Raw genomic sequence first — 26,597 nt, forward strand, 5'->3', positions numbered from 1 at the left:
TCAGCTCGCGATCTTCATGTCGAAGACGTGGAGCCCCGCGTTCGCCAGCGGGCTGCCCGCCGGGAAGGTCACCGTGGCGACCGTCCTGGACGCGTCGAGCGGCACCGCGTAGCCGAACACCGACACGCCCGACTCGCGCGTCTGCCCGGTGGCCGGGTTCTTGTAGCTGGTCTGCGTCATGTTGTGGTAGTCGGCGCGGGCCACGAGCACGCCACCGGCGGGCGCGGTCGCGTCCCACTGGTCGCCGAACCTGACGGTCCTGTCCTCGGTCGTCCCGTCGGTGTAGGTGACCTTGAACACGCCCTCGCGCGCCTTCAGGCCACCGGCTCCGAGCAGGACCAGCCTGGCGCCCTGCCCCGGCAGCGCGACCGTCTGCCCGGCGGCCTTGACGTTGTCGGTCATGCCGTACGGGCGCGGGTGCCAGACGAAGTCGGCGCCGAGCACGTTCACGGTCCGGCCCGGCGTCAGGCCGGCCTTCTCCAGCGCCTGGCCGGAGTAGCTGCGGCCGCTGGTGGAGAAGCCGCCGGCGTTGGGGTTGAGGTCGGAGCTGACCGCGACGTTGTTGTAGGCCTCCTCGACCGAGCCCGCCACGACCGGCGCGGTGGCCGGCCCGTTGTAGGCCCCGCGCGAGACCGTGCCGGCGACCTGGTTGCCGAAGTAGTCGCGGTCGCCGAGGCCGTCCACGACCGCGCCGGACGCGAGGGCGGGCGAGCCTTCGAGCAGCTTGTAGCCGTCCACGTCGGCGGCGCCGTCGGCGGTGCCGGGGGCGGCGAGCCCGGGGTCGGCCGTCACCGCGCGGGCGTCGCCCGCCGGTACGGCCACGCCGCCGTGGTAGACGTTGGAGTCGTATCCGATGCCGGGGGCCGAGGGCAGCGTCCCGGACGGCGCGTGGAAGATGTTGTTGACGATCTTCGAGTTCCCGGTCGGCACGGCCACGTCGAGCTTCTGCGACGGGCAGAAGAACGTGTTGTTGTACAGCCACAGCGGGCTCGCGTTGTCGCCGGAGGCGTTGCCCGCGATGCGGCAGTCGTCCTGGGCGATGTTGAACCGCAGAATGGCGGTGGCCTTGTAGTTGGGGAACTCGGTGCAGCTCTGGCAGCCGAGGTAGAAGCCGCCGGCGTTGTCGTGCGAGTAGTTGTACTGGTAGACGCACGAGCCCTTGATGCCGCCGTCGCAGTCCCAGGCGGTGGAGTCGAAGATGGTGGGCCGCTGCCGGGTCACCTCGTTGAACTGAAATACCGGGTCAACAGAGTTGATCGGCCACATTCCCGCGAAATTTCCGTCTACGTACGGGTATTTCCCGGCGCCGCCCTCGTCGAACAGGTTCTGCTCCACGAGCGGCCGGTCCGAGGCGTGCACCACGATGCCGTCGCCGCCGACCGCCCGGATGGTGTTGCGGGCGATGAGCACGTTCCGGTGGTAGTCGGTGCCCTTACGGCTGATCTTGATGCCGCCGCCGCCCGTGTCGTGCACGTAGTTGCCGGTGATCGTGATGCCGTCCAGGTAGCCGACCTTGCCCTCGGGCAGCGCCTGGATGCTGATGCCCGCCGAGTAGGCGAACCAGGAGCTGTTCGCCCCGGTCTTGTTGCCCCAGCCGGCGACGTCGGAGATCTCCAGGTCCCGCAGGACCAGCCCGGCCTTCGGCTCGGGGGTGGTGGAGTTGTACTGCACGCCGGTCCGCTTGGCCGTGGTGGCCGCCGGGTTGGTGACGTGCAGCTTCTCCAGCGTCACGTAGCTGTTGTCCACCAGGTGGACGGCCCACTCGCCGCCGTCGCCCTGGATGATCGGCTTGGGGCCCTCGCCGTAGGAGGTGAAGACGACGGGGTGGGCGGCCGTGCCGGAGCCGACGGGTTCGAGCCGGCCGGCGCAGACGGTCCCCGCCCTGAACTTGATCGTGTCCTTCTCGCGGAAGGTGATGGCGTTGACGTCCGCCAGGCTGTTCAGCGGCCCGGCGGCGTTGCGCCCCGAGCCGCCGTCCGGCGCCTGGCAGTCGACGAAGAAGTTCCGGGCGGCGGCCGCTTCCGCGGGGGTGGCGACCAGTCCGGCCGCCACGACCAGGGCCGCGACTAACTGAAGGCGCATGTTTCCTCTCCGGGGGTGTTTCAGGCGAACTCTGAGCAGTTCAGAGCGGTTCAGAGGGCTTCAGAGGGGGCTTCAGGCGGACCGGGACAGCGTGCCGGGCTCGACGCCGTGCTCGAAGGGCAGGCCCTGGGCGTGCCTGGCCAGCTCGTCGAGCGCGAGGTCGGCCATCCTGGCCAGCTCGCCGCCCAGCGAGCCGGCGACGTGCGGCGTGACGAGCACGTTCGGCAGGTCGTAGAGGGGCGACTCGGCGGGCAGGAACTCCGGCTCGGTGTGGTCCAGCACCGCGTACAGCCGTCCGGAGGTCAGCTCGGCGACGAGCGCGTCCTGGTCGACCAGGGCGGCCCTGGCCGTGTTGATCAGCGTGGCGCCGTCGCGCATGGCGGCCAGCCGGCCGGCGTCGATCAGGTGGCGGGTCTCGGGCAGGTCGGGCGCGTGCAGGCTGACCACGTCGGAGCGGGCGACCAGCTCGTCCAGCCCGACCCGGCGCGCCCCCAGGTCCTCCGTCAGGTACGGATCGCTGACCAGCACCTCGAAGTCGAACGGCCGCAGCAGCTCGATCACCCGCCGCCCGATCCTGGAGGCCCCGACGACGCCGACCACCCGCCGGTAGTTGCCGAAGCCGGGGAAGCGGGCGTCCCAGTCGTCGTTGGCCCGCCGCTCCCGGTAGGCGCGGGCGATGTCGATCACCCGCTTGTTGGCGAACAGGATCGCCGCGAGCGTGAACTCGGCCACCGGCTCGGCGTTGGCCGAGGCGGCCGAGGAGACCACGATGCCGCGCTCCCAGCAGGCGTCGGTGACGTGGTGCTTGACCGAGCCGGCCGCGTGCACGATCGCCCGCAGCCGGGGCGCGCGGGCCAGCACCTCGGCGGTCACCGGCGGGCACCCCCACGAGGTGAGCAGCACCTCGGCCTGCGACAGGTCGGCGTCGTCGAACGCGGCGACCTCGGCCCGGACGTCGGCCACCCGGGCCAGCCTGGCCCGCACCTCGCCGGTGAGCAGGCGCCCGGCGACCTCGGCGGCCATGGCGACGACCGTCACCGGCTTGTTCATGTTCTCCCCCGAGAGCTCGTTCACTTGACGCTGCCCGCCGTCATCCCGGCCTTCCAGAACCGCTGCAGGGACACGAACACCAGCAGCAGGGGCACCACGGACAGCAGCGACCCGGTGATCACGAGGCTGTGGAACTCGGGGAAGGCGTTGCCCTGCTTCTCCCAGCCGTACAGGCCGAGGCTGAGCGGGTAGAGCCGCTGGTCGCTCAGCATGACCAGGGGCAGGAAGAAGTTGTTCCAGATCGCGGTGAACTGGAACAGGAAGATCGTCACGTACGCCGGCAGCAGCATGGGCAGCGCCACGGACACGAACGTGCGCAGCTCGCCGGCCCCGTCGGACCTGGCCGCCTCCAGCACCTCGCCGGGCACGTACCCGGAGGACAGCACCCGCGCCAGGTAGACGCCGAACGGATGCACCAGCACCGGCACGAACACCGACCAGAACGTGTTCACCACGCCGACCTTGGAGGCCAGCAGGTAGAGCGGCACGGCGGTGGCGGTGGTCGGCACCAGCACGCCGAGCAGCACCAGCCCGAACATCTTCTCCTTGGCGAACCAGGAGTACTTGTCGAAGGCGTAACCGCACATCACGGTGACGAACGAGCTGACCGCCGCGCCGACGCCGGCGTACAGGACGCTGTTGAGGTACCAGCGGAAGAAGACGCCGTCGCCCTCCTGCGCGACCGCCCTGATGTTCTCGAACAGGTTGAAGCCGGCGAAGGAGAAGCCGGGCGTCGAGTACAGGTCGGACAGCGACTTGGTGGAGGCGAACAGCAGCCACGTCAGCGGCAGCAGCGTGTAGAGCGCGGAGATGATCAGCAGCACGTTGACCGTGGCGCGGGACATCCACTTCACCGGCGGTTCCCCCACTTCGTGACGGCGTAGGACAGCACGGCGGCGAGCAGCGCGAGCAGGATGGAGGCCGCGCCGGCCTGGCCGTAGTCGTTGTTGCCGAACGCCTCGTTGTAGGCGTACATGTTGGGCGTCCAGGTGCTGACGACGCCGTCGCTGACGTTGTCCAGCACCATCGGCTCGGTGAACAGCTGCAGCGAGCCGATGATCGTGAACAGCACGGTGGTGACCACGGCGCCGCGGATCAGCGGCACCTTGACCTGGAGGGCGACGCGCAGCGGGCCCGCGCCGTCCATCCTGGCCGCCTCGACGACCTCGGCCGGGATGGCCTGGAGCGCCGCGAAGTAGATGATCATGTTGTAGCCCACCCACTCCCACAGCGCGATGTTGACCACCGAGCCGAGCACGTGGTCGCCGCCGAGGAAGTCGACGTCGCCGAGCAGGTCCACGATGGGGCTGATGCCGGGCAGGTACAGGTAGAGCCAGATCAGCCCGGCGATCACGCCCGGCACGATGTGCGGCATGAACAGCGCGAGCTGGAAGAACTTGCCCAGCCTGGCCAGCCCGGAGTCCAGCAGCAGCGCCAGCGTGAGCGCGCCGCCGATCATCAGCGGGATGTACAGCACGCAGTAGCCGAGGATGACCAGGAAGCCGTCGGTGAAGGCGGAGTCCTTCAGCGTGTCCAGGTAGTTGCCGAGCCCGACGAACACGGTCTCCGCGCCGCCGAAGCCGAGCCCCGACGACTTCTCGCTGAACAGGCTGAGGTAGACCGCGTAGGCCAGCGGGGCCACGATCACGGCCGCGAACAGCGCGAAGAACGGCCCGACGAACAGCAGGATCGCCCCCCGCCGCCGCCACCCCTCGCCGCCGCGACCGCTTCCTACTGGAGGAGTCACAAGCTGCCTTTCGGTGGGTCGCGGCGGAGCCTGCGCTCCGCCGCGCGCGTCGTGCTACTGCTGGGCGACGTTGAGGCCGCGGCTCTTGATCTCGCCGACGGTGGCCGTCTGGGCGGCGTCCAGGACGCCGGGGATGGTGGTGCCGCCGCTGGAGACCTTGCCGAGGGCGTCCTTGAAGGTGGTCAGCGTCTGGACCATGCTCGGGCCCCACGTCCAGCCGGGCTGGATCGTCTTGTACGACTCCGCGAACAGCGCGTAGATGTCCTGGCCGCCGTAGAAGGAGGCGTCGAAGCTCTTGGCCGCGACCGGCACGAGGTCGGCGATGGCCGGGAAGCCGCTGGAGGTGCCCGAGGACAGGCGGGCGGTCCACGCCTCCTCCGAGCCGGTCAGCCACTTGACGACCTCGACGGCGGCCTTGGCGTTCTTCGACCCCTTGCTCACGCCGAACGTGGTGCCGCCGAGCATGCCGCTGGCCGGGGTGCCCCAGTTCGGGATCGGCGCGATGGCCCACTTGCCGGACTGGCCGGCGTGGTTGCCCTTCATGACGCCCGCGCCCCAGTTGGCGCCGACGTAGCCCCAGAGGGTGTCGTTCTCGAAGGCGGCGTTCCACTCCTGGCTGAAGGACGGCTGGACCTTCAGCAGGTCGTCCTTGATCAGGCCCTGCCAGTACTCGGCGACCTTCTTGCTGGGCTCGTCGTTGATCGTCACCTTCCAGGCGTCGCCCTCGGTGCCGAACCACTTGCCGCCCGCCTGCCACGACAGCGCGGCCAGCACGCTCGGGTCGTCGGGGAAGAAGGTGGCGATGCGGGACTTGCCGTCGGCCTTCTTGACCTTCTCGGCGGCGGCGCGGAAGTCGTCCCAGGTCTTGGGGACCTCGATCTTGTTCTTCTCGAACAGGTCCTTGCGGTAGAAGAACACCTGCGGCGCGGCGTCCATGGGCAGCGCCCACGCCTTGCCGCCCAGCTCGACCAGGCTGAAGACCTCGGCCGGGTACTTGGACTTGACGTCGGCCACGTCGGCCGAGATGTCCTGGAGGGCGCCCTGGTTCACGAAGTCGGGCAGCTGCGGGTACTCCACGGACATGACGTCGGGGGCGTTGCCGGCCTTGACGGCGTTGGAGAACTTGGCGTAGCCGCCCGCGTTGCCCGAGGGGATCTCCTCGTACTTGATCTGGACGTCCTTGTGTGACTTGTTGAAGGCGTCCACGACCTGCTGGGTGCCCTTCGCCCAGCCCCAGAAGGTGACCTCGGCGGGCTTGCCCGCCTCGCCCGCGGGCTGCGCCGGCTCCGTGCTGCCGCACGCGGCGGCGAGCAGGCTCATACCGGCCAGCAGTCCGGCAATGCCGGCGCTCTTGCGTCCCATCGATGGCTCCTCATCGCTTTCGATCGATAAGGCATCATTCGCTCATACTCGATCGGTTGTCTAGAGAGAGGCCACAAATCGATCAATAACGAAATGGATGCGTAACGTTACGGACGCGGCGCGACCGTGGATTCCCGGACCCTCAGCTCGGGCAGCAGCGCCACGTGCTGGGCAGGGCGCCGCGGGCCCTCCTGGATCCGGCTCACCAGCAGGTCGACGGCACAGCGGCCGACCGCGGCCTTGGGGGGCGCGACGGCCGTGAGCGGGGGGTCGCTGAGCGCCGCCACCTCGTCATCGTAGGCGACCAGCGACACCTCTTCGGGAATGCGCACCCCTGCCGTGCGCAGGTGCTGGACCAGCAGCAACGTGTCCTCGTCGTTGTGCACCAGCATGGCCGTGACCCCGCCCCTGATCGCCGCGACCACGTCGGCCACCTGCTCGCGCGAGGGCCCCTCCTGCGCGACGTCGAGGTGCACGGGCGCGGCCAGCCCCAGGTCGCGGACGGCGGCGAGGAACCCGTGCCGCACCCGGGGGGCCGTCGGACTGTCCCGCGAGACCATGGCCAGGCGCCGATGCCCGAGCTCGGCCAGGTGCCGCGCGCCGAGGAAGGCCCCGTGGGCGTGGTGGGAGGCCGCCGCGTCCAGCAGCGAGGCGGGCCCGCCCAGCTCGGCCCGCCGTTCGACGAGCACGGCCGGCACGCCCAGCTCGGCCAGCCAGCCCTCGTGCGAGGCGTCCGGCTGCCTGCTCGGGGTGAGCAGCAGGCCCTCGATGCCGGCCTCCACGAGCTGCCTGACCTGGGTGCGGTCCTCCTCGTCGTCGTAGCGCGAGACGCCGAGGACGAGCCGCGCGCCCAGCCGTTCCGCCTGCTCGCGGGCGCCCCTGATGACGGCCGGGTAGTAGTAGGTGGCCGAGGGCACCAGCATGCCGAGGGTGAGGGAGCGCTCCCTGGTGGCGGCGGGCGCGGACTCGGGCCGGGTGATGCCGCCGTGCACGCGGTTGACCAGGCCCTGGCCGGCCAGGTGCTCGACGTCCCTGCGCAGGGTGACCATCGAGACGTTGAGCCGGTCGACCAGCTCGGCCAGGCGTACGGAACCGCGCTCGCGCACCTCGCGCAGGATCAGTTCATGACGTTGTTCGGCGAACACCGCGACTCCTTCTGACTCGACCCTACGATCCTAGCGGGAAGTGCTTTCGTTTTTGAACGGATACTTTCGTTCGATCAGGATGCTAAGGTCCCGGCCGAGACCGGACGTCCCTTGGAGTGCCGCATGTTCCCGCTTCCGCCGGAGGATCGAACGCTCAGCCCGTACACCGGCTGGACCCGCGCCCATTGGGCGGCGGTGGCCGACGGGCTGCTGGCCGCGGTGGAACCGTACCGCTCCGCGGACGGCGCCGTGATCACGTTGCCGGGACGCGAGAGCTGGTCGCGCTGCGACGGCCTGGAGGGGTACGCGCGCACCTTCCTGCTGGCCGCCTTCCGGGTGGCCGGCGGCGGCCCCGAGGAGCTGCTGGCCCCGTACGCGCGCGGCCTGGAGTCCGGCCCCGGCGTCTGGCAGCCGATCGAGGACCGCACCCAGCCCATGGTCGAGGCGGCCTCGATCGCCCTGTCGCTCTGGCTGACCCGCGAGCGCCTGTGGGACCGCCTGTCCCCCGCCACCCGCGACCGCGTCGCCGCCTACCTGGCCGGGGCCCTGCGGCACGAGCCGGTGGACAACAACTGGTGGCTGTTCCCCGCCATGGTGGGCGGCTTCCTGTCGGCCGTCGGCCTGCACGCCGAGGAGGCCGGCGCGGCGGTGGAGCGCGGCCTGGCCCGCATCGAGCCCTGGTACGCCGGCGACGGCTGGTACGCCGACGGCGACAACCGCTCCTTCGACCACTACAACGGCTGGGCCATGCACCTCTACCCGGCCCTGCTGGCCCACCTGTCGGGCCAGGGCTCCCCCGGGCCCCGCCTGCGCCGCTTCCTGGAGAGCTACGCCCTCACCTTCGACCAGGACGGCCGCATGCTCTACCACGGCCGCTCCCTCACCTACCGCTTCGCCTCGGCGACCTCGCTCTTCGCCGGCGCCCTGCTGGACGCCACCCCGCTCTCCCCCGGCCAGACCCGCCGCATCGCCTCCGGCGTCCTGCGCCGGTTCCTCGACGAGGGCGCGCTCTCCCCCGAGGGGCTGCTCACGCTCGGCTGGCACGGCCCGCACGAGCCGTCGCTGCAGTCCTACTCCGGCTCGGCGTCGCCGTACTGGGCGTCGAAGGCGTTCCTCGGGCTGCTGCTGCCGGCCGGCCACCCGGTGTGGACGGCGCCCGAGGAGCCCGGCCCCACCGGCCTCGCCGCGCTGCCCGGCCCAGGACTGGTCGTCCAGCACACCGGCGACGTCGCCCGCCTGCTCAACCACGGCAGCCAGCACCACCCCGGCGACCCCCTGTACGACCGCTACGCCTACTCCACCCGCACCGCGCCGACCACGGGCGTCCCCGACAACCACTTCGGCGTGGTCGGCCCGGACGGCACGGTCGCCGGGCGCGGCACGATCACGCCGCGGGGTGCGGGCTCGGCGGGCGACCTGGCGTGGGCCGCGTCGGCGGGCGCCGGCGTGGAGAGCCTGAGCGTGGTCAGGGGGGCCGTCGAGGTGCGCGTCCATCGGGTCGCGCCGGGCTCGGCAGTGCGGCAGAGCGGCTGGGCGCTCGTCGCGGCCGCCGACCGGGGCGACCTGGCCTATACGACCGACCTGGTCGACCGTGCCTATCCGGCCGACCCGACCGACCCGGCCGACCCGGCCGACCCGGCCGACCCGGCCGACCCGGCCGACCCGGCCGACCCGGCCGACCCGGCCGACCCGGCCGACCCGGCCGACCCGGCCTACCTGGCCGACCCGGTCGGCGGGCCCGGCGCCCGGGTCCGGGACGGCGACGGGCTGGTCTCCGAGCTGGTCGCGGTGCGCGGCTACAGCCGGGCCCACGTCGCCGACGACCCCGAGGGCAGCGCCTTCGGAGCCCCGGCGGCCGTGCCCGTGCTGGAGGGGGTCGCGGCGGACGGCTGGGCGGTCAGCGCCGCCGTCCTGAGCAGCGCCCCGGCCGGCGCGGCGTCGGCGGCGGGCGACGACATCACGCCGAGCGTGCCGACGGCGGCGGTGACGGCTGACGAGATCACGCTGACCTGGCCCGACGGCACCCGCCACACCTTCCACGTCCGCGCCCCGGCCGCCTGACATCCCCGCCCACGCTCAGGCCAGGAAGGCGCGGAGGAGGGCTGCCGTGCCCTCCAGGTGCTCGGCCATGGCCCGGCGTGCCGCGTCCGGGTCGCCGGCCAGGATGGCGTCCACGATGGCCCGGTGCTGGGCGGCCGCGTGCTCGATGTTCACCTGGAGCATCGGGATCGCGTTCAGCAGGTCGCTCACCCGGGAGCGGGCGTCGGCGCACGTCGCCGCGAGCAGCGTCGAGCCGGTCAGCTCGGCGATCGACAGGTGGAAGGCCGTGTCCAGGCGCCGGTAGTCCTCCAGGGGCGCCGCGTCCAGCTCGGCGAGCCGGCGCAGCAGCACCTCCCGCTGGGCGGGGGCCGGCCCGGCCGCGGCCAGCACCTGCGCCGCCCCGCACTCGACCGCCAGCCGGAACGTCAGCGCGTCCGACAGCTCGGCCACGCCCATGTCGGCCACCGCCTGCCGCAGGTCGCCCGCGTCGGGCCGCGGCGGGACATAGGTGACGAACGCGCCGCCGTACCGGCCGCGCCGCACGTCGAGGTAGCCGGCGTCCTGAAGGGCGCGGATGGCCTCGCGCAGGGTGACCCTGCTGATGCCCAGCCGCACGGCGAGCTCGCGCTCGGGCGGCAGCTTGTCGCCGTACGCCACCACGCCCAGTTTGATCGCCTGGAGCAGCCGTTCCACGGTCTCCTCGAAGGCGTTTCCCGCCCTTACCGGGCGGAGCACTGTCATCAAACGCGCCGAATCGTCCAAGGTGTCCTCAGGTCTTGACAAGCGATCCCGGCATGCACATCAATGGTCTGAGACTAGCCCAATCAACGGGAAAGCGCTTCAGAGCAGATCGGAGCGACCTAGGGTGAGCGAACCAGCGGGCAACGGATTCCTGTCCGTCGAGGAACTGCGGGGCGAGGTCGCCTCCGGCCGGATCGACACGGTGCTGCTCGCCGTCGCCGACATGCAGGGCAGGTTGCAGGGCAAACGGCTCTCCGCCCGCTACTTCCTGGACGAGGTGCTGCACCACGGCTCCGAGGGCTGCAACTACCTGCTCGCCGTCGACGTGGACATGAACACCGTCTCCGGCTACGACATGTCCTCCTGGGACCGCGGCTACGGCGACTTCGCGATGAAGCCCGACCTGTCCACCCTGCGCCGGGTCCCCTGGCAGGACGGCACCGCCCTGGTCATGGCCGACCTGGCCTGGGAGGAGGGCGGCGAGGTCACCGCCTCGCCGCGGCAGATCCTGCGCCGCCAGCTCGCCCGTCTGGCCGAGCGGGGCCTGGCCGCGTACGTGGGCACCGAGCTGGAGTTCGTCGTCTACGACGACAGCTACGAGGACGCCTGGCGGCGCGCCTACCGCGACCTGACCCCCGCCAACCTCTACAACGTCGACTACTCCCTCCTCGGCACCGCCCGCGTCGAGCCGCTGCTGCGGCGCATCAGGCGCGACATGGAGGGCGCCGGCATGTACGTCGAGTCGGCCAAGGGCGAGTGCAACCTCGGCCAGCACGAGATCGCCTTCCGCTACGACGAGGCCCTGCGCACCTGCGACAACCACTCGATCTACAAGAACGGCGCCAAGGAGATCGCCGCCCAGGAGGGCCGCTCGATCACCTTCATGGCCAAGCCGAACCAGCGCGAGGGCAACTCCTGCCACATCCACATCTCACTGCGCGGCCTCGACGGCGGCCTGGCGATGGCGGGCGAGGGGCCGTACGGGCTCTCGCCGCTCGGCGCGCGCTTCATCGCCGGGCAGCTCGCCCGCATGCGCGAGCTCACCCTGCTGTACGCGCCCAACGTCAACTCCTACAAGCGTTACGTGCCCGGCAGTTTCGCGCCGACCGCCGTCAAGTGGGGCGTCGACAACCGCACCTGCTCCCTGCGGCTGGTGGGCCACGGGCCGTCGCTGCGGGTGGAGAACCGGGTGCCGGGCGGGGACGTCAACCCGTACCTGGCGGTGTCGGCGCTGATCGCGGCCGGGCTGGACGGCATCGACCGGGAGCTGCCGCTGGAGGACGCCTTCACGGGCAACGCCTACGACTCCGGCGCCGAGACCGTGCCCCACACGCTGCGGGACGCGCTCGCCCTGTTCGAGGGGTCGAAGCTGGCCAGGGAGGCGTTCGGCGACGACGTGGTCGAGCACTACGCGAACAACGCCCGCGTGGAGCTGGCCGCCTTCGACGCGGCGGTGACGGACTGGGAGCTGTTCCGTGGTTTCGAGCGAATGTGACGGTAGGGCATGAGGATCGTTAATCCGGCGACGGAAGAGGTCGTCGCCGAGGTCGAGCCGGCCGACGCGGCCGAGGTCGACCGGGCGGTGGAGCGGGCCGCGAAGGCGTACCGGAGCTGGCGGGAGGTGGCGCCGGGCGACCGGGCGCGGCTGCTGCGCCGCTTCGCCGACCTGGTGGACGCTCACGGCGAGGAGCTGGCCCGGCTGGAGCTGGACAACGCCGGGCACCCGATCGGCAACGCGCGCTGGGCGGCCGGGGCCGTCCGTGACGTGCTGCACTTCTACGCCGCCGCCCCCGAGCGCAACCACGGCAAGCAGATCCCGGTGCCCGGCGGCGTGGACGTCACGTTCCAGGAGCCGCTGGGCGTGGTGGGCGTCATCGTGCCGTGGAACTTCCCGATGCTGATCATGTCGTGGGGCGTCGCCCCGGCGCTGGCGGCGGGCAACACGGTGATCGTCAAGCCGGCGGAGTGGACTCCGCTCACGGCGCTGCGGCTGGCCGAGCTGGCCCTGGCGGCGGGCCTCCCCGAGGGGGTGCTCCAGGTGCTGCCCGGGGAAGGGGAGGTCGCGGGGGCCCGGCTGGTCGAGCACCCCGGCGTGGCCAAGATCGTGTTCACCGGCTCGACCGAGGTGGGCAAGGAGATCGCCGCGAAGGCGGCGGCGCAGGTCAAACGGGTGACGCTGGAGCTGGGCGGCAAGTCCGCGAACATCGTCTTCGCCGACTCAGATCTCGAAAAAGCAGCAAAAACCGCCCCTTATGCGGTCTTCGACAACTCCGGCCAGGACTGCTGCGCCCGCTCGCGCATCCTCGTCCAGGCCGAGGTGTACGACGAGTTCCTGGAACGCCTGTCGGCGGCGGTGCGCGGCGTCAAGGTGGGCGACCCGCTCGACGAGTCCACCGAGATGGGCCCGCTGATCAGCGCCGAGCACCTGGAACGCGTCCGCGGCTTCGTCGAGGGCACGCCCTACCTCCAGGGCGACTGCCCGCAGGGCAAGGGCTACTGGTTCCCGCCGACCGTGCTCACCTCCAAGGTCACCGACCGCGCCTTCACCGAGGAGATCTTCGGCCCGGTCGTGTCGGTGGTGCCGTTCACCGACGAGGCCGAGGCCGTGCGCATCGCCAACGACACCCCGTACGGGCTGAGCGGGTCCATCTGGACGCGCGACGTCGGGCGGGCGCTGCGGGTGGCCCGCGCGGTGGAGTCGGGCGCCCTGTCGGTGAACTCGCACTCCTCGGTGCGCTACTGGACCCCGTTCGGCGGCTTCAAGCAGTCCGGCCTCGGCCGGGAGCTCGGCCCGGACGCCTTGACGGCCTTCACCGAGACCAAGAACGTCTTCATTTCCTGGGAGTGACAGTGCAGCGTTTGCAGGACCGGGTGACCGTCATCACCGGCGCGGGCAGCGGCATCGGGCTGGCCACGGCGCGCAGGTTCGCGCAGGAGGGCGCGAAGGTCGTCTGCGTCGACATCGACGAGGAGGCCGGGGCCAAGGCCGCGGGCGAGGTCGGCGGCCTCTTCGTCAAGGCCGACGTGACCAGCGAGGACGACGTCGTCCGGATGTTCGCCACGGCCCACGAGACCTACGGCAGCGTGGACGTCGCCTTCAACAACGCCGGCATCTCGCCGCCCGACGACGACTCGATCCTGGAGACCGGCCTGGACGCCTGGCGCCGCGTCCAGGAGGTGAACCTGACCAGCGTGTACCTGTGCTGCAAGCACGCCATCCCGTACATGCGGCGGCAGGGCAAGGGGGCGATCATCAACACCGCGTCGTTCGTGGCGGTGATGGGGTCGGCCACGTCGCAGATCTCGTACACGGCCTCCAAGGGCGGCGTGCTGGCGATGTCGCGCGAGCTGGGCGTGCAGTTCGCTCGCGAGGGCATCCGGGTCAACGCGCTGTGCCCCGGGCCGGTGAACACGCCGCTGCTGCAGGAGCTGTTCGCCAAGGACCCCGAGCGGGCCCAGCGGCGGCTGGTGCACGTCCCGGTGGGCCGCTTCGCCGAGGCGTCGGAGATCGCCGCCGCCGTGGCGTTCCTGGCCAGCGACGACGCCTCCTTCATCACGGGGGCCGAGTTCCTGGTGGACGGCGGCATCTCCGGCGCGTACGTGACGCCGCTGTGACCCGTCCGGTCATCGGCGTCACGACGTACGTCGAGCCCGCCCGGTTCACCGTGTGGGACCTGCCCGTCGCGCTGCTGCCGTACATGTACGTCGAGAAGATCGTCCAGGCCGGCGGGCAGCCCGTGCTGCTGCCGCCGGCCGGCGATCCCGCCCAGGTCGTGGGGCGGCTCGACGGTCTCGTCCTGGCCGGCGGCGGCGACGTCGACCCGGCCAGGTACGGCCGGGCGGCGCACGAGTGCACCGGCTACGTCCGGGAGTTCCGGGACGAGGCCGAGTTCGCCCTCCTGGCGGCGGCCCTGGAGGCCGGGCTGCCGTTCCTGGGCATCTGCCGCGGGCTGCAGGTGCTCAACGTGCTGCTCGGCGGCACCCTGCACCAGCACCTGCCCGACGTGACCGGGCACACCGGCCACTCCCCCGCGCCCGGCGAGTTCGGCCACCTGCCGGTCACGCCCGTGCCCGGCAGCTGCCTGGCCGAGGTGCTCGGCACGGACCCGGTGGCGGTCCCGCACTACCACCACCAGGCGATCGACCGGCTCGCCCCCGGGCTCACGGTCACCGCCACGGCCGGCGACGGGACGATCGAGGCGGTGGAGCTCGACTCCGGCGGCTTCGCGGCAGCGGTCCAGTGGCACCCGGAGGCGGGCGAGGGACTGACGCTCTTCGAGGCGTTCACCGCGGCCTGCTGAGACCGTTACTGGAAAGCTTCTTTACCTTTTCTACGCCCTAAAATCCCGCGAAATCCCAGCTCAGAGGGCCATATCACCACGTTATAGGAAATTTGTTGGGTACCGGGTCGCGCCATCCCGGTGTCACCCTGTGTTCATCCCCAGCCGGCCGGGGCTCTTCCACTCCACACCCCCCTGAGGAGCCAGAGAGTGAACCCCAAACTCAGGTTGGGGGCTGCCGCAATGCTCGCGCTAGCCCTGACCACCAGCTCGCTGGTGGGCGCCACGAGCGCCACAGCCCAAGCGTCGCAGGTGGCCGATCCTCCCAGCCCCGACGAGCGCAGGAACGCGATCGCCACCGCACACAACGCGATCCTGGCCGACTCGGCGGCATTGCTGGCATCCGAGCAGGACACGTTCACGCTGACGTCGACCGTCGAAGGCGTCCGCGGCCTGCAGTACCTGACCTACGCCCGTAAGCACGCGGGCCTGCCCGTCTACGGCGGCGACGTGGTCGTCGCCACGGACGCCTCCGGCGCGGTGGTCGACACGGTCGCCACCGGGCAGCGCACGAAGATCGGGATCGGCACGAAGGCGAAGGTCACCGCGGCCCAGGCCGCCGTGACGGCCAGGGCCAAGGTGGCCAGGGTCGAGACCGTCGCCACGCCGGTGCTGTCCGTGCACGCCACCACGACGACCCCGCGGCTGGCCTGGGAGGTGCTCGTCACCGGCGCCAACGCCACCGGTCACGAGACCAAGCTCCACGTCTACGTGGACGCCCTGACCGGCAAGGTCATCGACGACTGGGACGAGGTGCGCGACGGCACCGGCAACAGCTACTACGTCGGCACCGTCACCATCGACACCAGCCCGTCGTACACGATGCGCGACCCCCGCAGGAGCGGTGTGGCATGCGGCGGCCAGAACGGCACGCCGTACACGAAGACCACCGACACCTGGGGCAACGGCTCCGGCACGAACCTGGAGACCGCCTGCGTCGACGCCCTGTACGCCGCGCAGCGGGAATGGGACATGCTGAGCGCCTGGCTCGGCCGCAACGGCATCAACGGCCAGGGCGGCGGCTACCCGGCCCGCGTCGGCCTGGCCGACGTCAACGCCTACTGGAACGGCCAGTACGGCTCCTTCGGCCACAACTCCGCCAACTCCCAGCAGCTCACGTCGATGGACGTGGTCGGCCACGAGTTCGGCCACGGCATCTTCCAGTTCACCAGCGGCGGCTCGGGCAGCGGCAACGAGACCGGCGGCATGAACGAGTCCACCGGCGACATCTTCGGCGCGCTCACCGAGGCGTACGCCAACAACCCGAACGACCCGCCGGACTACCTGGTCGGCGAGGAGGTCAACCTCTCGGGGTCCGGGCCGATCCGCAACATGTACAACCCGTCGGCCCTCGGCCACCCGAACTGCTACAGCGCCTCCATCCCCAACACCGAGGTGCACGCGGCGGCCGGCCCGCAGAACCACTGGTTCTACCTGGTGGCCGAGGGCACCAACCCCTCGGGCAAGCCCGCCAGCACCCGCTGCGACAACGGCGCCGCTATCACCGGCATCGGCATCCGCAAGGCCGGTGAGGTGTTCATGTCCGCGCTGAACACGAAGACCCAGCCGTGGACGCACGCCAAGGCCAGGGTCGCCACCCTCCAGGCCGCCAAGACCCTGTACCCGGGCAGCTGCACCGAGTTCAACGTGGTCAAGAACGCCTGGGACGGCGTCAGCGTACGGGCCCAGTCCGGCGAGCCGACCTGCACCCAGGGCAGCAACGACTTCTCGGTCAACCTGAACCCCGCCTCCGGCAGCGTCACTCCCGGCCAGAGCACCACGACCACGGTGAGCACCACCGTGACCGGCGGCTCGGCGCAGTCGATCACCCTGCGGACCGGCACCCTGCCGGCCGGCGTGACCGCCTCGTTCAGCCCGGCCACCATCACCGCGGGGCAGAGCTCGACGCTGACGATCACCACCTCGGCGAGCAGCCCGCAGGGCACCCACTCGATCGCCATCACGGCCGACGGCGCCGACGTGGACCGCCAGGCCACCTACAACCTGCAGATCGGGCAGAGCTCGCCGAACGACTACTCCTTCGGCGTGACCCCGTCGTCGGCCTCGGTGCAGGCCGGTCAGTCGGCCACCGCCACGGTCAGCACGCAGGTCACCGCCGGCCAGGCGCAGAGCATCGCCCTGTCGGCGAGCAACGTGCCCGCGGGCGTGACGGTCAGCTTCAGCCCGTCCACGATCACCGCCGGGCAGTCGTCCACGGTGACGTTCGCGACCACGAGCGGCGTGACGCCCAGCACGTACACGATCAGCCTGAACGCCGACGGCGCGAGCGCCGACCACTCGGCCTCCTTCAGCCTGACGGTGGGCGGCGGCCAGGGCACCACGTGGCAGACGTACACGGCCTACACGGCCGGACAGACCGTCACCTACCAGGGCACCAGCTACCGCTGCCTGCAGGCGCACACCAGCCTGCCGGGCTGGGAGCCGCCCAACACCCCTGCCCTCTGGCAGCCGGTCTAAGTCGCACGACCTGGGCGGCCACGCCGGGGTGGCCGCCCAACCCCCTTGAGGAGCCACAGAACGTGAACGCCATGCTCAGGCTGGGCGCCGCGGCCACCGCCGCGTTGGCCCTGACCCTCACCACGCCGGCCGGACCGGCCGGCGCCGCCGCCGACCCCGCGCCCGACATCCCCGTCGCGAACGTGACGGCGCATCTGAGCCAGTTGCAGTCCATCGCCACGAGCAACGGCGGCAACCGCGCCTCGGGCAGGCCGGGCTTCACCGCCTCGATGAACTACATCAAGGGCAAGCTGGACGCGGCCGGCTTCACCACCCGCGTGCAGAACTTCAGCGGCGGCAGCAACCTGATCGCCGACTGGCCGGGCGGCCCGGCCAACCAGACCGTGATGCTCGGCGCCCACCTCGACAGCGTCGCGGCCGGCCCCGGGATCAACGACAACGGCTCCGGCTCGGCCGCGCTCCTGGAGAACGCCCTCACCCTCGCCGCCCGCAAGCCCACCCTCACCAAGCACGTGCGGTTCGGCTGGTGGGGCGCCGAGGAGGCGGGCATGGTCGGGTCCAGGTACTACGTGCAGAACGGCGGCGCGAGCGGCGTCGAGGTGTACCTGAACTTCGACATGATCGCCTCGACCAACGCCGGCTACTTCGTCTACGACGACGACGCGGCGATCCAGCGCACCTTCAACGACTACTTCGCCACCATCGGCCTGCAGACCGAGGGCGACAGGGAGGGCGACGGCCGCAGCGACCACGCCTCGTTCAAGAGCGCGGGCGTCCGGGTCGGCGGCCTGGCCACGGGGGCCGGGGCGGTCAAGAGCTCGGCCCAGGCCGCCAAGTGGGGCGGCTCGGCCGGGCAGGCGTTCGACCGCTGCTACCACAGCGCCTGCGACAGCTACCCGAGCGCCATCAACACCACGGCGCTCGACCGCAACTCCGACGCCATCGCGTACGCCATATGGAAGCTCGCCGTGGGCACCAGCACGCCCACGGAGAACGACTACTCGATCTCGGTGACCCCGTCGTCGGCATCGGTCCAGGCCGGTCAGTCGGCTACCGCGGCGGTCAGTACCCAGGTCACGTCCGGCCAGGCGCAGAGCGTCGCGCTCTCCGCCGGGAACGTGCCGAGCGGGGTCACCGTCTCCTTCAGCCCGTCCACGGTGCAGGCGGGCCAGTCGTCCACCGTCACGATCGCCACCACCAGCGGCGTCGCGGCGGGGACGTACACCATAGGGATCAACGGCGACGGGACGACGGCGGACCACTCCGCGTCCTTCACCCTGACCGTCGGAGGGGACGGCCAGGGCACCACCTGGACGGCCTACAAGTCGTACACGGCCGGAGACGTCGTCACCTACCAGGGGGTCAGCTACCGCTGCCTCCAGGCGCACACCAGCCTGCCGGGCTGGGAGCCGCCGAACGTGCCCGCCCTCTGGGCACGGGCCTGATCCGGCCTGACCTCAGGGTCTGATCCTCGGACCTGATCCACGGGCCTGATCCACGGGCCCGAGCCCCGCGCGGGCCGATCACCGCCGGCCCGCCCCGAGCTGCCGCGTGCGAGCTGACCTGCCATGACCGGCTCGCGCGCGGCCACCAACGCGGCCGCGACCCCGCCTCTCCGGGGCCGCGGCCGCTTTTCGCTGTGTGCGGGATGTCGCGGATGCGGCGGATGGCGGAGGGCGAAGCGCGACAACACCCCCATGACGGCACTAGGCTGACGGACATCACCGGCGAAACCGTGCGGGAGAGCACCCTGACAGCCGGTCAGGGTCCCTGAAGGAGCAAGCCCTCCCCGCGAACCTCTCAAGGCAAAGGACCGCGCGGCAGCCCTGTAAGGCGTTCTTACGGGGAGGTGACCTCTGGAAAGCAGGCCCTCGGGGCCTCGCCGAAGGTGAAAGTCCGGCAAAACTCGGGCGAAGCTCTCAGGCATCCATGACAGAGGGGGAGGATGCTGGCATCCAATCCTGTCCTGAGGTGCGACAAATGTCCCGACCTACGCCGCTACGAGACGTCCACGAGGCCCTAGGCGCCACGCTGACCGACTTCGCCGGATGGCTCATGCCGCTCCGGTACGGCAGCGAGTCGGCGGAGCACAAAGCCGTCCGCGAGGCGGCCGGGCTGTTCGACCTCTCGCACATGGGCGAGATCTTCCTGACCGGTCCGCAGGCCGCAGAGGCCCTCGACTACGCGCTGGTCGGTCACCTGTCGGCGCTCGCGCCCGGCCGGGCCAGGTACACGATGATCGTGGACGAGCGCGGCGGGGTGCTCGACGACCTCATCGTCTACCGGCTGGCGGACGAGGAGTTCATGGTGGTGGCCAACGCCTCGAACTCCGACAAGGTCGCGGATGAGCTGAAAAATCGTACTAAGTCGTATGACGTGGCGGTCGATGACCGCTCCCAGCAGTACGCCCTCATCGCGATCCAGGGCCCGAAGGCCCAGGAGATCCTGGCCACGCTCACCGACGCCGACCTCGACAATCTCAAGTACTACGCGGGCCTGCCCGGCGTGGTCGACGGCCGCCAGGCGCTCATCGCCCGCACCGGCTACACCGGCGAGGACGGCTTCGAGCTGTTCGTCGCCAACCAGGACGCCGTGCCGCTCTGGCGCGCCCTGGAGGCCGCGGGCGAGCCGCACGGGCTGCGGGCCGCCGGTCTGTCCAGCCGCGACACCCTCAGGCTGGAGGCCGGCATGCCGCTCTACGGCAACGAGCTGAGCTCCGACCTGACCCCGTTCGACGCGGGGCTGGGCAGAGTGGTGAAATTCGACAAGCCCGGTGACTTCGTCGGCAGGGCGGCACTGGAGGCGGTCAAGGACGACCAGCCCCGCCGCCGCCTCGTCGGCCTGGTCGCCCAGGGCCGCCGGGTGCCGCGTCACGGCTACCCGGTCACCCGCGACGGCGCCGTCGTCGGCGAGGTCACCAGCGGTGCGCCCTCCCAGACCCTGGGCAAGCCCATCGCGATGGCCTACGTGGACGCCGGGGCCGACACAGGTCTGGCCGTGGACATCCGGGGCAGCCATGAACCTATGGACCTGGTCGAGCTGCCCTTCTACAGGAGGAACAAGTGAGCAACATCCCTGACGACCTGAACTACACCAAGGAGCACGAGTGGGTGTCGGGCGTGGACGACGGCATCACCGTGACCGTCGGCATCACGGCCTTCGCCGCCGAGGCTCTTGGTGACGTCGTCTTCGTGCAGCTCCCCGAGGTCGGTTCGACCGTCGAGGCGGGTGACTCGGTCGGCGAGGTGGAGTCCACCAAGTCGGTGAGCGAGATCTACGCGCCGGTCGGCGGCGAGATCGTCGAGGTGAACTCGGCCGTGGCCGACGACCCGTCGCTGGCCAACAGCGACCCGTACGGCGACGGCTGGATGTTCCGCGTCCGCATGGAGGGCGACGCGGAGGACCTGCTGTCCGCCGAGGAGTACACGGCGCTCACCTCAGGCGAGTCCTGACATCAACGCCGGGGCCCGCGGCGGGCCCCGGCACTTCCTGAACTGAAGGGCGCCCATCAATGGCGATCAGCGTCTTCGACCTCTTCAAGATCGGCATCGGACCGTCCAGCTCCCACACGGGCGGCCCGATGGCCGCCGCGCACAAGTTCGCCCGCGGGCTGCACGACGACGGCCTGCTCCCCCGCGTGGCCCGCGTCGAGGTCATCCTGTACGGCTCGCTCGGCCTGACCGGCAAGGGCCACGGCAGCGACAAGGCGGTGCTGCTCGGCCTGTCCGGTGAGAAGCCGGAGCTGGTCGACGTCGACTCCGTCGACGCCCGCCTGGCCGAGATGCGCGCCTCGGGCACGGTCAAGCTCTACGGCGAGCACGAGATCCCCTTCGTCGTGGGCCAGGACCTCGTCTTCGAGCGCAAGATCTCCCTGCCCGAGCACCCCAACGGCATGCGCTTCACCGCCCGCGACGAGCAGGGCGGGACCGTGCGCGAGAAGGTCTACTTCTCCGTGGGCGGCGGCTTCGTCGTGGACGAGAAGGCCACCGGCGCCGACCGCATCAAGCCCGACGACACCGTCCTGCCCTACCCGTTCGCCTCGGGCGAGGAGCTGCTCAAGCACTGCTCGAACACCGGCCTGTCGATCTCCGCCCTGATGCTGGAGAACGAGAAGGCGTTCGGGCGCACCGAGGAGGAGATCCGCGCGGGCATCCTCAACCTGTGGCGCGTGATGTCGGAGTGCGTGCGGCGTGGCATCAGCAAGGAGGGCGTGCTGCCCGGCGGCCTGAAGGTCAAGCGCCGGGCCAACCAGCTCCACCGGCGGCTGCAGGCCGAGTCGGCCGAGAAGGACCCGCTGCAGGCGATGGACTGGGTGGCGCTGTTCGCCCTGGCCGTCAACGAGGAGAACGCCGCCGGCGGCCGCATCGTCACCGCCCCCACCAACGGCGCCGCGGGCATCATCCCGGCCGTGCTGACGTACTACACCAAGTTCGTCCCGAGCGCCGACGACGACGGCGTGGTGCGTTTCCTGCTCACGGCGGCCGCGATCGGCGTGCTGTTCAAGGAGAACGCCTCGATCTCCGGCGCCGAGGTCGGCTGCCAGGGCGAGGTGGGCTCGGCCTGCTCGATGGCCTCGGCCGGGCTGACCGAGGTCATGGGCGGCACCCCCGAGCAGGTGGAGAACGCCGCCGAGATCGGCATCGAGCACAACCTGGGGCTGACCTGCGACCCGATCGGCGGCCTGGTGCAGATCCCGTGCATCGAGCGCAACGCGGTGGCCTCCAACAAGGCCATCACCGCCGCCAGGATCGCCCTGCGCGGCGACGGCCGCCACTACGTGGCTCTGGACAAGGCCATCAAGACCATGCGCGACACCGGCCGCGACATGCTCGACAAGTACAAGGAGACCTCCCGCGGCGGCCTGGCCGTCAACGTCATCGAGTGCTGACCCCCCTCCGAGTGGTACCGTGAAGTTGTACCACTCGGAGGAGGCGATCATGTCCATCACCGCCAGCGAAGCTCGCCGTCGTCTGTTCCCCCTCATCGAAGAGGTCAACAACGACCGCACCGCCGTGGAGATCGTCTCCAAGAGCGGCAGCGCCTACCTGGTGGCCGCCGATGAGTACGAAGCACTGCAGGAGACGGCCTACCTGCTACGTTCCCCGGCCAACGCCCGCCGGCTGATCGAGTCCTATCAGGAAGCGGCCCAAGGGCGTCATGAGCGGCACGAGTTGCTGGGCGACGAGGCTGCTCGGTGAAGGTGGCGTTCACCAGCCAAGGCTGGGAGGACTACGTCCATTGGCAGACGGCTGACCGGCAGGTGCTCACGCGCATCAACCGGCTCGTCGAGGATGTCCTGCGCGATCCCTACGAGGGCATCGGCAAGCCCGGGCCGCTCAAGTACGCGTTGGCGGGCGCCTGGTCCCGGCGCATCACCGACGAGCATCGCCTGGTGTACCTGGTCGCACACGACGAGATCGTCGTCCTGCAGGCTCGCTACCACTACGAGTAGACCCGCCCGGCCCCCTCCGCAGGAGAGGGCCGGGGAGCCAGGTGTCAGGCGGACGAGCGGCAGATGACCGTGGTGGTGTGGCTGTTCACGCAGATCAGGCCGACCGCGGGGCTGAGGGCCTGGGCCAGCAGGCCGGGCAGGTGGTCCCCCACGCACTGCATCTGGCCGTCTTCCCCGATCCTGCAGGGGATCAGCGGGAAGCCGTCGCCCGTCGCCGCGTGGGCGGCGGGCGCGGCGAGGGCGAGGGCGAGGGTTGCGGCGGCGAACGCGCCGATGATGCGGTGAATGACGACCTCCCGATCGGATTCGACGACGAAGGCGCCGAGTCGCGCCTTCTTCCTTCAGCTACGAGCAGCCGGTTGACGGGTCAGCGGCGCTCGGCCGGTTGGCGGCGGACGTGGACGCGGACGACCGCCGGCGTCTCGTCGTCGCGTACCTCGCGGCGGATGCGGCCGACGATGTCCTGGTCGAGCTTGGTCACCACGGCGCCGACGTCCGCGTCGGAGGGGCAGGTCAGGGCGACGCGCAGGCCGTTGTCGGCGACCCGTACGGCTGCCCGGCCCAGGCCGTCCACGCCCTTGAGGCCCACGCACAGCATGGCCGTGCCGGTGCCGCTGGCCGCGCCCCGGCGGCCCCAGCCCAGGCTGAGCAGCAGCCAGCGCACGGCGAGCATGGCCAGGATCAGCATGGCGAAGGCCAGCAGCCACAACGTCCAGGGGTCGGCGGCCAGCGTGCGGGCGAACTCGGCGGGCAGCACCTTGGCGTTGCGCGGCAGGTCGAAGAGCAGGCCGCGGCCGCGCAGCCAGCCGTAGCCGCCCACGCCCAGCAGGGCGAGCCCGACCAGCGCCAGGCCGACGCGGTTGCCCGTGTACTGCCGCATCACACGCCCTTCCTGCGCAGCCGGACGACGACCTCGCCGGTGCCGAGCGTGCCGACGCCGGCCAGCCGGTCGCCGACCGCCGTGCCGACCTGCCGGAGCATCGCGCCCGAGCTCTCCGGCCCGGTCACGACGGTGACCTCGATGGTGCGCCGGCGCAGCCGTACCCGGGCCCGGTCCACGCCGTTGACCTTCTGGGCGGCCGCGCGCAGGGTGCGGCGCAGCCCGGCGCGGGTGATGCCGATGACGATCAGCGGGTCGGACGTCTCGACCGGGACCGTCCTGGACCGTCCCGGCACGATCGCGAGCAGCAGCATCAGCAGCCCGGCCGCGGCGGTGAGCAGCGCGGCCGAGGAGACCTGCGGCCACGTCCGCGCGCCGGCCAGCTCGACCGCCTCGTTCACCGGGACCCAGCCCAGCGGCTTGCCGAGCAGCGACGTCACCACCTCGGCGGTCGTCGCGCCGAGCATGGCGGCCAGCACGAGCGCGACGAGGGCGCCGGGCAGCGTGCGCGCCGGTCTGAGCGCCCTTCTCGCCCTGCGCAGCCCGGTGTGGTGCTGGGCGGTGATGGCTGCGGGCACCATCTGCTGAAGCGTGGTCATCACAACGACAGACGTACATGGGTGCGCGGGGGCCGCGACCGCGCCCTCGCCGCCCATTTGCCCGATCATTACGGCCGCACCAAGGAAAGCGAACCTCTCCCGCGCTCCACCGATGAATATGAACCCCACTCATATTCATTCGCCCGATATGCCGTTACCCTGCTGACATGGATGACCGCCGGCGCTACGACCGCGCCACCGCCGCGCTCGAACCGCCCTTCGCGATCCTCGACCTGGCGGCCATGCGGGCCAACGCGGCCGACCTGGTGCGCCGCGCCGCCGGCAAGCCGATCCGGGTGGCGAGCAAGTCCGTGCGCAGCCGCGCGGTCCTCGAACGCATCCTGGCCATGGACGGCTTCCGCGGCATCATGGCCTTCACCCTCCCCGAGGCCCTGTGGCTGGCCGGTCAGGGCTTCACCGACATCCTGGTCGCCTACCCCACGGCCGACCGGCACGCGCTCGCCGCCCTGGCCGCCGACCCGCGGGCCGCCGCCGAGATCGCGATCACCGTCGACTCCCGCGAGCAGCTCGACTTCGTCGACAAGGCCGTGTCGGGCGTGCATCCCAGGGCCGAGCTGCGGCTCTCCCTCGACCTGGACGCCGGCTACGTCGCCCTCGGCGGCAGGTTCCGGGCCGGCGCGCTCCGCTCCCCCGTGCGCGAGCCCCATGAGGCCGCCGACCTGGCCACGGCCATCGCCAAGCGGCCGGGGCTGCGCCTGGTGGGGCTCATGGCCTACGAGGCGCAGATCGCCGGGGTCGGCGACGCCCCGCCGGGCAACGCCGCCTTCGCCCGCGTCGTCCGGGTCATGCAGGCCCGTTCGGCCCGCGAGCTGGTCGTCCGCCGCGGCCGCGTCGTGAACGCCGTGCGCCAGGTCGCCGACCTGGAGTTCGTCAACGGCGGCGGCACCGGCTCGATCGAGACGACGGTCAGGGAGAAGGCGATCACCGAGGTCGCCGCCGGATCGGGCTTCTTCCACCCGCGGCTGTTCGACTTCTACCGGCGTTTCACCGGGCGTCCGGCGGCCCTGTTCGCGCTGCCGGTCGTCCGGCGTCCCGGGCCGGACACGGTGACGGTGCTGGGCGGCGGCTACCTCGCCTCCGGCCCTCCCGGGCCGAGCCGGCTGCCCCAGCCGTACCTGCCCGCCGGCCTGCGGTACGCGCAGGACGAGGGCGCCGGTGAGGTGCAGACCCCGCTGCTGGGCCAGGCGGCCCAGGAGCTGCGGGTCGGGGACCGGGTGTGGTTCAGGCACGCCAAGGCGGGCGAGATGTGCGAGCGCTTCGACACCCTCCACCTCGTGGACGGCGACACCCTCGCCGAGTCGGTGCCGACGTACCGGGGCGAGGGCCGCACGTTCCTGTGACCCCGGCCCCGGCACCCGGTCAGCGCCGGCGGCGCCTGCGCCGGAACAGCACGATCGCGGCGCCGACGACCAGCACCGCGCCGACGCCGATGAGCACCGGCGCCAGGTTGGGCTGCTCGTCCTCCCACACCCCTTCGGGCTTGTCGCCGTAGTCGACCGGGCGGGCGGTCACCCCGAGGGCGTCCCCCACGGACGCCACGAAGTGGCCCGCCCGGCTCTTGACATCGGCGACCGTACGCTCGGCGACCCGCTTGGGGCTCACCCGGTCGGCGATGGCGTCGACCGTCTGCGCCAACTCCGCGCGCGTGCGCGCGATCCGCCGCTCCAACTCGTCGGGATCGGTGTCAGCCATGGCTCTCCTTTCGACCGTACGCGTGGTCGCGCCCGCTACGTTGTCCGTCGCGAGCTCCGTCCGTTCTGGTCGTGATCAGTCTGTCAGGTCGGCGTGCCGTACGGCACAGCGGCCGGGCCGGTAGGTTTGCCGGAGGAACTCAGGAGGGCCCATGACAGAGACCAAGCTCGCGCCCGGCGACGCCGCGCCCGAGTTCACGCTACCCACCGCCGACGGCGGCACCGTCTCCCTCGACAGCCTGCGCGGCAAGAGGGTGATCCTCTATTTCTACCCCGCCGCCATGACGCCCGGCTGCACCAAACAGGCCTGCGACTTCCGCGACAACCTCAGCCAGCTGACCGGCGAGGGTTTCGTCGTCCTCGGCGTGTCGAAGGACAAGCCGGAGAAGCTGGCCAAGTTCGTCGCCCGCGACGCCCTGACCTTCCCCTTGTTGTCGGACCCGGAGCTCGCCGTCCACCAGGCGTACGGCGCGTACGGCCCGAAGAAGCTCTACGGCAAGGAGATGATCGGCGTGATCCGCTCGACGTTCGTCATCGACGCCGACGGCAAGATCGAGCAGGCGCTCTACAACGTGAAGGCCACCGGCCACGTGGCCTCGCTCAAGAAGAAGCTCGGCCTGGCCTGACCCCGGCTCGCGGGCCCCGCGCGCGAGGGGCCCGCGGTCGTCGCGGAAGGCTGCCCGGCCACGGCCGGAGCGCTAAGCTGTTCCCAGCCCGCCTCGGCGGGATCGCGGGCGTGGCGAAATGGCATACGCGGCAGGTTTAGGTCCTGTTGGTGGAGACACTGTGGGGGTTCGAGTCCCCCCGCCCGCACACGCAGCGGCTGCGCGGGGCGCACCGTCCGGGGGGCCGGGTCGCGCGGTGCTTCCTCTTCACCGCGCGACCCGCGTCTCGATCATGATCCGCCATCACGATCTCCCTTTACTCGCCCGCGAGGGGCGCTCCCGTGTACCACCATGCCTGGTCCCC

The 26,597-nt window shown here is 71.3% G+C and carries 24 protein-coding genes, 1 tRNA gene and 2 riboswitches; of the genes, 15 read left to right on the forward strand and 10 right to left on the reverse strand.

The features are described 5' to 3' along the window. The 6 genes from ACFYYW_RS06410 to ACFYYW_RS06435 all read right to left on the reverse strand — a co-directional run bounded on the left by ACFYYW_RS06410 (nucleotide 1) and on the right by ACFYYW_RS06435 (nucleotide 7,386). Complete coding sequence (locus ACFYYW_RS06410) at nucleotides 1-2,082, reverse strand: right-handed parallel beta-helix repeat-containing protein (protein WP_387645811.1); 2,082 nt, start codon at nucleotides 2,080-2,082, stop codon at nucleotides 1-3. A 72-nt stretch (nucleotides 2,083-2,154) separates the two neighbouring features. After that, nucleotides 2,155-3,156 (reverse strand): hydroxyacid dehydrogenase, encoded by a 1,002-nt coding sequence (locus ACFYYW_RS06415; protein ID WP_387645815.1) that lies wholly within the window; start codon nucleotides 3,154-3,156, stop codon nucleotides 2,155-2,157. Then, on the reverse strand, nucleotides 3,153-3,977 hold the full coding sequence (locus tag ACFYYW_RS06420; RefSeq protein WP_352350487.1) for a carbohydrate ABC transporter permease: 825 nt from the start codon (nucleotides 3,975-3,977) through the stop codon (nucleotides 3,153-3,155). Before ACFYYW_RS06420 ends, ACFYYW_RS06415 begins: the two co-directional genes overlap by 4 nt. A 5-nt stretch (nucleotides 3,978-3,982) precedes the next feature. Beyond that, nucleotides 3,983-4,879, reverse strand: coding sequence for a sugar ABC transporter permease (locus tag ACFYYW_RS06425; protein ID WP_352324984.1), 897 nt, complete (start codon nucleotides 4,877-4,879; stop codon nucleotides 3,983-3,985). Nucleotides 4,880-4,933: 54 nt separating this feature from the next. Beyond that, on the reverse strand, nucleotides 4,934-6,241 hold the full coding sequence (locus ACFYYW_RS06430; RefSeq protein ID WP_364420412.1) for an extracellular solute-binding protein: 1,308 nt from the start codon (nucleotides 6,239-6,241) through the stop codon (nucleotides 4,934-4,936). 107 nt (nucleotides 6,242-6,348) lie between these two features. After that, nucleotides 6,349-7,386 carry a substrate-binding domain-containing protein gene (locus tag ACFYYW_RS06435; protein WP_387645819.1) on the reverse strand — a complete coding sequence of 346 codons (1,038 nt, stop codon included), beginning with the start codon at nucleotides 7,384-7,386 and terminating at the stop codon, nucleotides 6,349-6,351. Nucleotides 7,387-7,509: 123 nt separating this feature from the next. Between ACFYYW_RS06435 and ACFYYW_RS06440 the strand changes: the two genes are divergently transcribed. After that, nucleotides 7,510-9,447, forward strand: coding sequence for a DUF2264 domain-containing protein (locus tag ACFYYW_RS06440; RefSeq protein WP_387645822.1), 1,938 nt, complete (start codon nucleotides 7,510-7,512; stop codon nucleotides 9,445-9,447). Nucleotides 9,448-9,462: 15 nt separating this feature from the next. On the opposite strand, the gene ACFYYW_RS06445 is transcribed toward ACFYYW_RS06440, so the two are convergent. Beyond that, nucleotides 9,463-10,167, reverse strand: a complete 705-nt coding sequence (locus ACFYYW_RS06445) for an FCD domain-containing protein (protein WP_364420405.1) — start codon at nucleotides 10,165-10,167, stop codon at nucleotides 9,463-9,465. Nucleotides 10,168-10,291: 124 nt separating this feature from the next. Between ACFYYW_RS06445 and ACFYYW_RS06450 the strand changes: the two genes are divergently transcribed. From ACFYYW_RS06450 to ACFYYW_RS06500, 11 genes are all read left to right on the forward strand, one after another. Then, nucleotides 10,292-11,662: a glutamine synthetase family protein gene (locus tag ACFYYW_RS06450; protein ID WP_387645826.1), complete on the forward strand. Its 1,371-nt coding sequence runs from the start codon at nucleotides 10,292-10,294 to the stop codon at nucleotides 11,660-11,662. 9 nt (nucleotides 11,663-11,671) lie between these two features. Beyond that, a complete protein-coding gene (locus ACFYYW_RS06455; RefSeq protein WP_387645828.1) occupies nucleotides 11,672-13,015 on the forward strand; it encodes an aldehyde dehydrogenase family protein in 1,344 nt (447 codons plus the stop codon). Nucleotides 13,016-13,017: 2 nt separating this feature from the next. Beyond that, entirely contained in the window at nucleotides 13,018-13,782 is a 765-nt protein-coding gene (locus ACFYYW_RS06460; RefSeq protein WP_387645831.1) for a 3-oxoacyl-ACP reductase, read from the forward strand. After that, nucleotides 13,779-14,468, forward strand: a complete 690-nt coding sequence (locus tag ACFYYW_RS06465; protein WP_387645834.1) for a gamma-glutamyl-gamma-aminobutyrate hydrolase family protein — start codon at nucleotides 13,779-13,781, stop codon at nucleotides 14,466-14,468. Before ACFYYW_RS06460 ends, ACFYYW_RS06465 begins: the two co-directional genes overlap by 4 nt. Nucleotides 14,469-14,690: 222 nt before the next feature. Continuing rightward, a complete protein-coding gene (locus tag ACFYYW_RS06470) occupies nucleotides 14,691-16,985 on the forward strand; it encodes a M4 family metallopeptidase (protein ID WP_387645837.1) in 2,295 nt (764 codons plus the stop codon). Between the two features lie 71 nt (nucleotides 16,986-17,056). Further along, complete coding sequence (locus ACFYYW_RS06475) at nucleotides 17,057-18,430, forward strand: M28 family peptidase (protein ID WP_352324998.1); 1,374 nt, start codon at nucleotides 17,057-17,059, stop codon at nucleotides 18,428-18,430. A gap of 283 nt (nucleotides 18,431-18,713) precedes the next feature. After that, a riboswitch (glycine riboswitch) is annotated at nucleotides 18,714-18,811 on the forward strand. 20 nt (nucleotides 18,812-18,831) lie between these two features. Next, nucleotides 18,832-18,931, forward strand: a riboswitch (glycine riboswitch). Between the two features lie 34 nt (nucleotides 18,932-18,965). Next, nucleotides 18,966-20,051, forward strand: a complete 1,086-nt coding sequence (gene gcvT / locus ACFYYW_RS06480; protein ID WP_352324994.1) for a glycine cleavage system aminomethyltransferase GcvT — start codon at nucleotides 18,966-18,968, stop codon at nucleotides 20,049-20,051. After that, nucleotides 20,048-20,437, forward strand: a complete 390-nt coding sequence (gene gcvH / locus ACFYYW_RS06485; RefSeq protein WP_352324995.1) for a glycine cleavage system protein GcvH — start codon at nucleotides 20,048-20,050, stop codon at nucleotides 20,435-20,437. Before gcvT ends, gcvH begins: the two co-directional genes overlap by 4 nt. 59 nt (nucleotides 20,438-20,496) lie before the next feature. Beyond that, nucleotides 20,497-21,873, forward strand: a complete 1,377-nt coding sequence (locus ACFYYW_RS06490) for an L-serine ammonia-lyase (RefSeq protein ID WP_387645841.1) — start codon at nucleotides 20,497-20,499, stop codon at nucleotides 21,871-21,873. Nucleotides 21,874-21,922: 49 nt separating this feature from the next. Then, nucleotides 21,923-22,183 carry a type II toxin-antitoxin system Phd/YefM family antitoxin gene (locus ACFYYW_RS06495; RefSeq protein WP_387645844.1) on the forward strand — a complete coding sequence of 87 codons (261 nt, stop codon included), beginning with the start codon at nucleotides 21,923-21,925 and terminating at the stop codon, nucleotides 22,181-22,183. Next, entirely contained in the window at nucleotides 22,180-22,437 is a 258-nt protein-coding gene (locus tag ACFYYW_RS06500) for a Txe/YoeB family addiction module toxin (RefSeq protein WP_387645847.1), read from the forward strand. Before ACFYYW_RS06495 ends, ACFYYW_RS06500 begins: the two co-directional genes overlap by 4 nt. A 367-nt stretch (nucleotides 22,438-22,804) precedes the next feature. On the opposite strand, the gene ACFYYW_RS06505 is transcribed toward ACFYYW_RS06500, so the two are convergent. Both ACFYYW_RS06505 and ACFYYW_RS06510 read right to left on the reverse strand, forming a co-directional pair. Then, the gene (locus tag ACFYYW_RS06505) at nucleotides 22,805-23,317 is read right to left on the reverse strand and encodes a hypothetical protein (protein ID WP_352329704.1); all 513 of its coding nucleotides are present in this window, start codon (nucleotides 23,315-23,317) and stop codon (nucleotides 22,805-22,807) included. Next, on the reverse strand, nucleotides 23,317-23,898 hold the full coding sequence (locus ACFYYW_RS06510; RefSeq protein ID WP_352329702.1) for a DUF6286 domain-containing protein: 582 nt from the start codon (nucleotides 23,896-23,898) through the stop codon (nucleotides 23,317-23,319). The genes ACFYYW_RS06505 and ACFYYW_RS06510 overlap by 1 nt, the downstream gene beginning before the upstream one ends. Nucleotides 23,899-24,083: 185 nt before the next feature. Here ACFYYW_RS06510 and ACFYYW_RS06515 point away from each other — a divergent pair, with 185 nt between their 5' ends. Further along, nucleotides 24,084-25,277 carry an amino acid deaminase/aldolase gene (locus ACFYYW_RS06515; protein ID WP_387645851.1) on the forward strand — a complete coding sequence of 398 codons (1,194 nt, stop codon included), beginning with the start codon at nucleotides 24,084-24,086 and terminating at the stop codon, nucleotides 25,275-25,277. A 19-nt stretch (nucleotides 25,278-25,296) separates the two neighbouring features. On the opposite strand, the gene ACFYYW_RS06520 is transcribed toward ACFYYW_RS06515, so the two are convergent. Further along, nucleotides 25,297-25,629 (reverse strand): DUF3618 domain-containing protein, encoded by a 333-nt coding sequence (locus tag ACFYYW_RS06520; protein ID WP_189648887.1) that lies wholly within the window; start codon nucleotides 25,627-25,629, stop codon nucleotides 25,297-25,299. Nucleotides 25,630-25,780: 151 nt separating this feature from the next. Between ACFYYW_RS06520 and bcp the strand changes: the two genes are divergently transcribed. Together bcp and ACFYYW_RS06530 are read left to right on the forward strand one after the other, a co-directional pair. Then, nucleotides 25,781-26,254 (forward strand): thioredoxin-dependent thiol peroxidase, encoded by a 474-nt coding sequence (gene bcp / locus ACFYYW_RS06525; RefSeq protein ID WP_352350148.1) that lies wholly within the window; start codon nucleotides 25,781-25,783, stop codon nucleotides 26,252-26,254. Between the two features lie 104 nt (nucleotides 26,255-26,358). Beyond that, nucleotides 26,359-26,441 (forward strand) — tRNA-Leu (locus tag ACFYYW_RS06530). Nucleotides 26,442-26,597 lie beyond the last annotated feature (156 nt).

This window comes from Nonomuraea sp. NPDC001831, from assembly GCF_042892035.1.
GTDB lineage: Bacteria > Actinomycetota > Actinomycetes > Streptosporangiales > Streptosporangiaceae > Nonomuraea.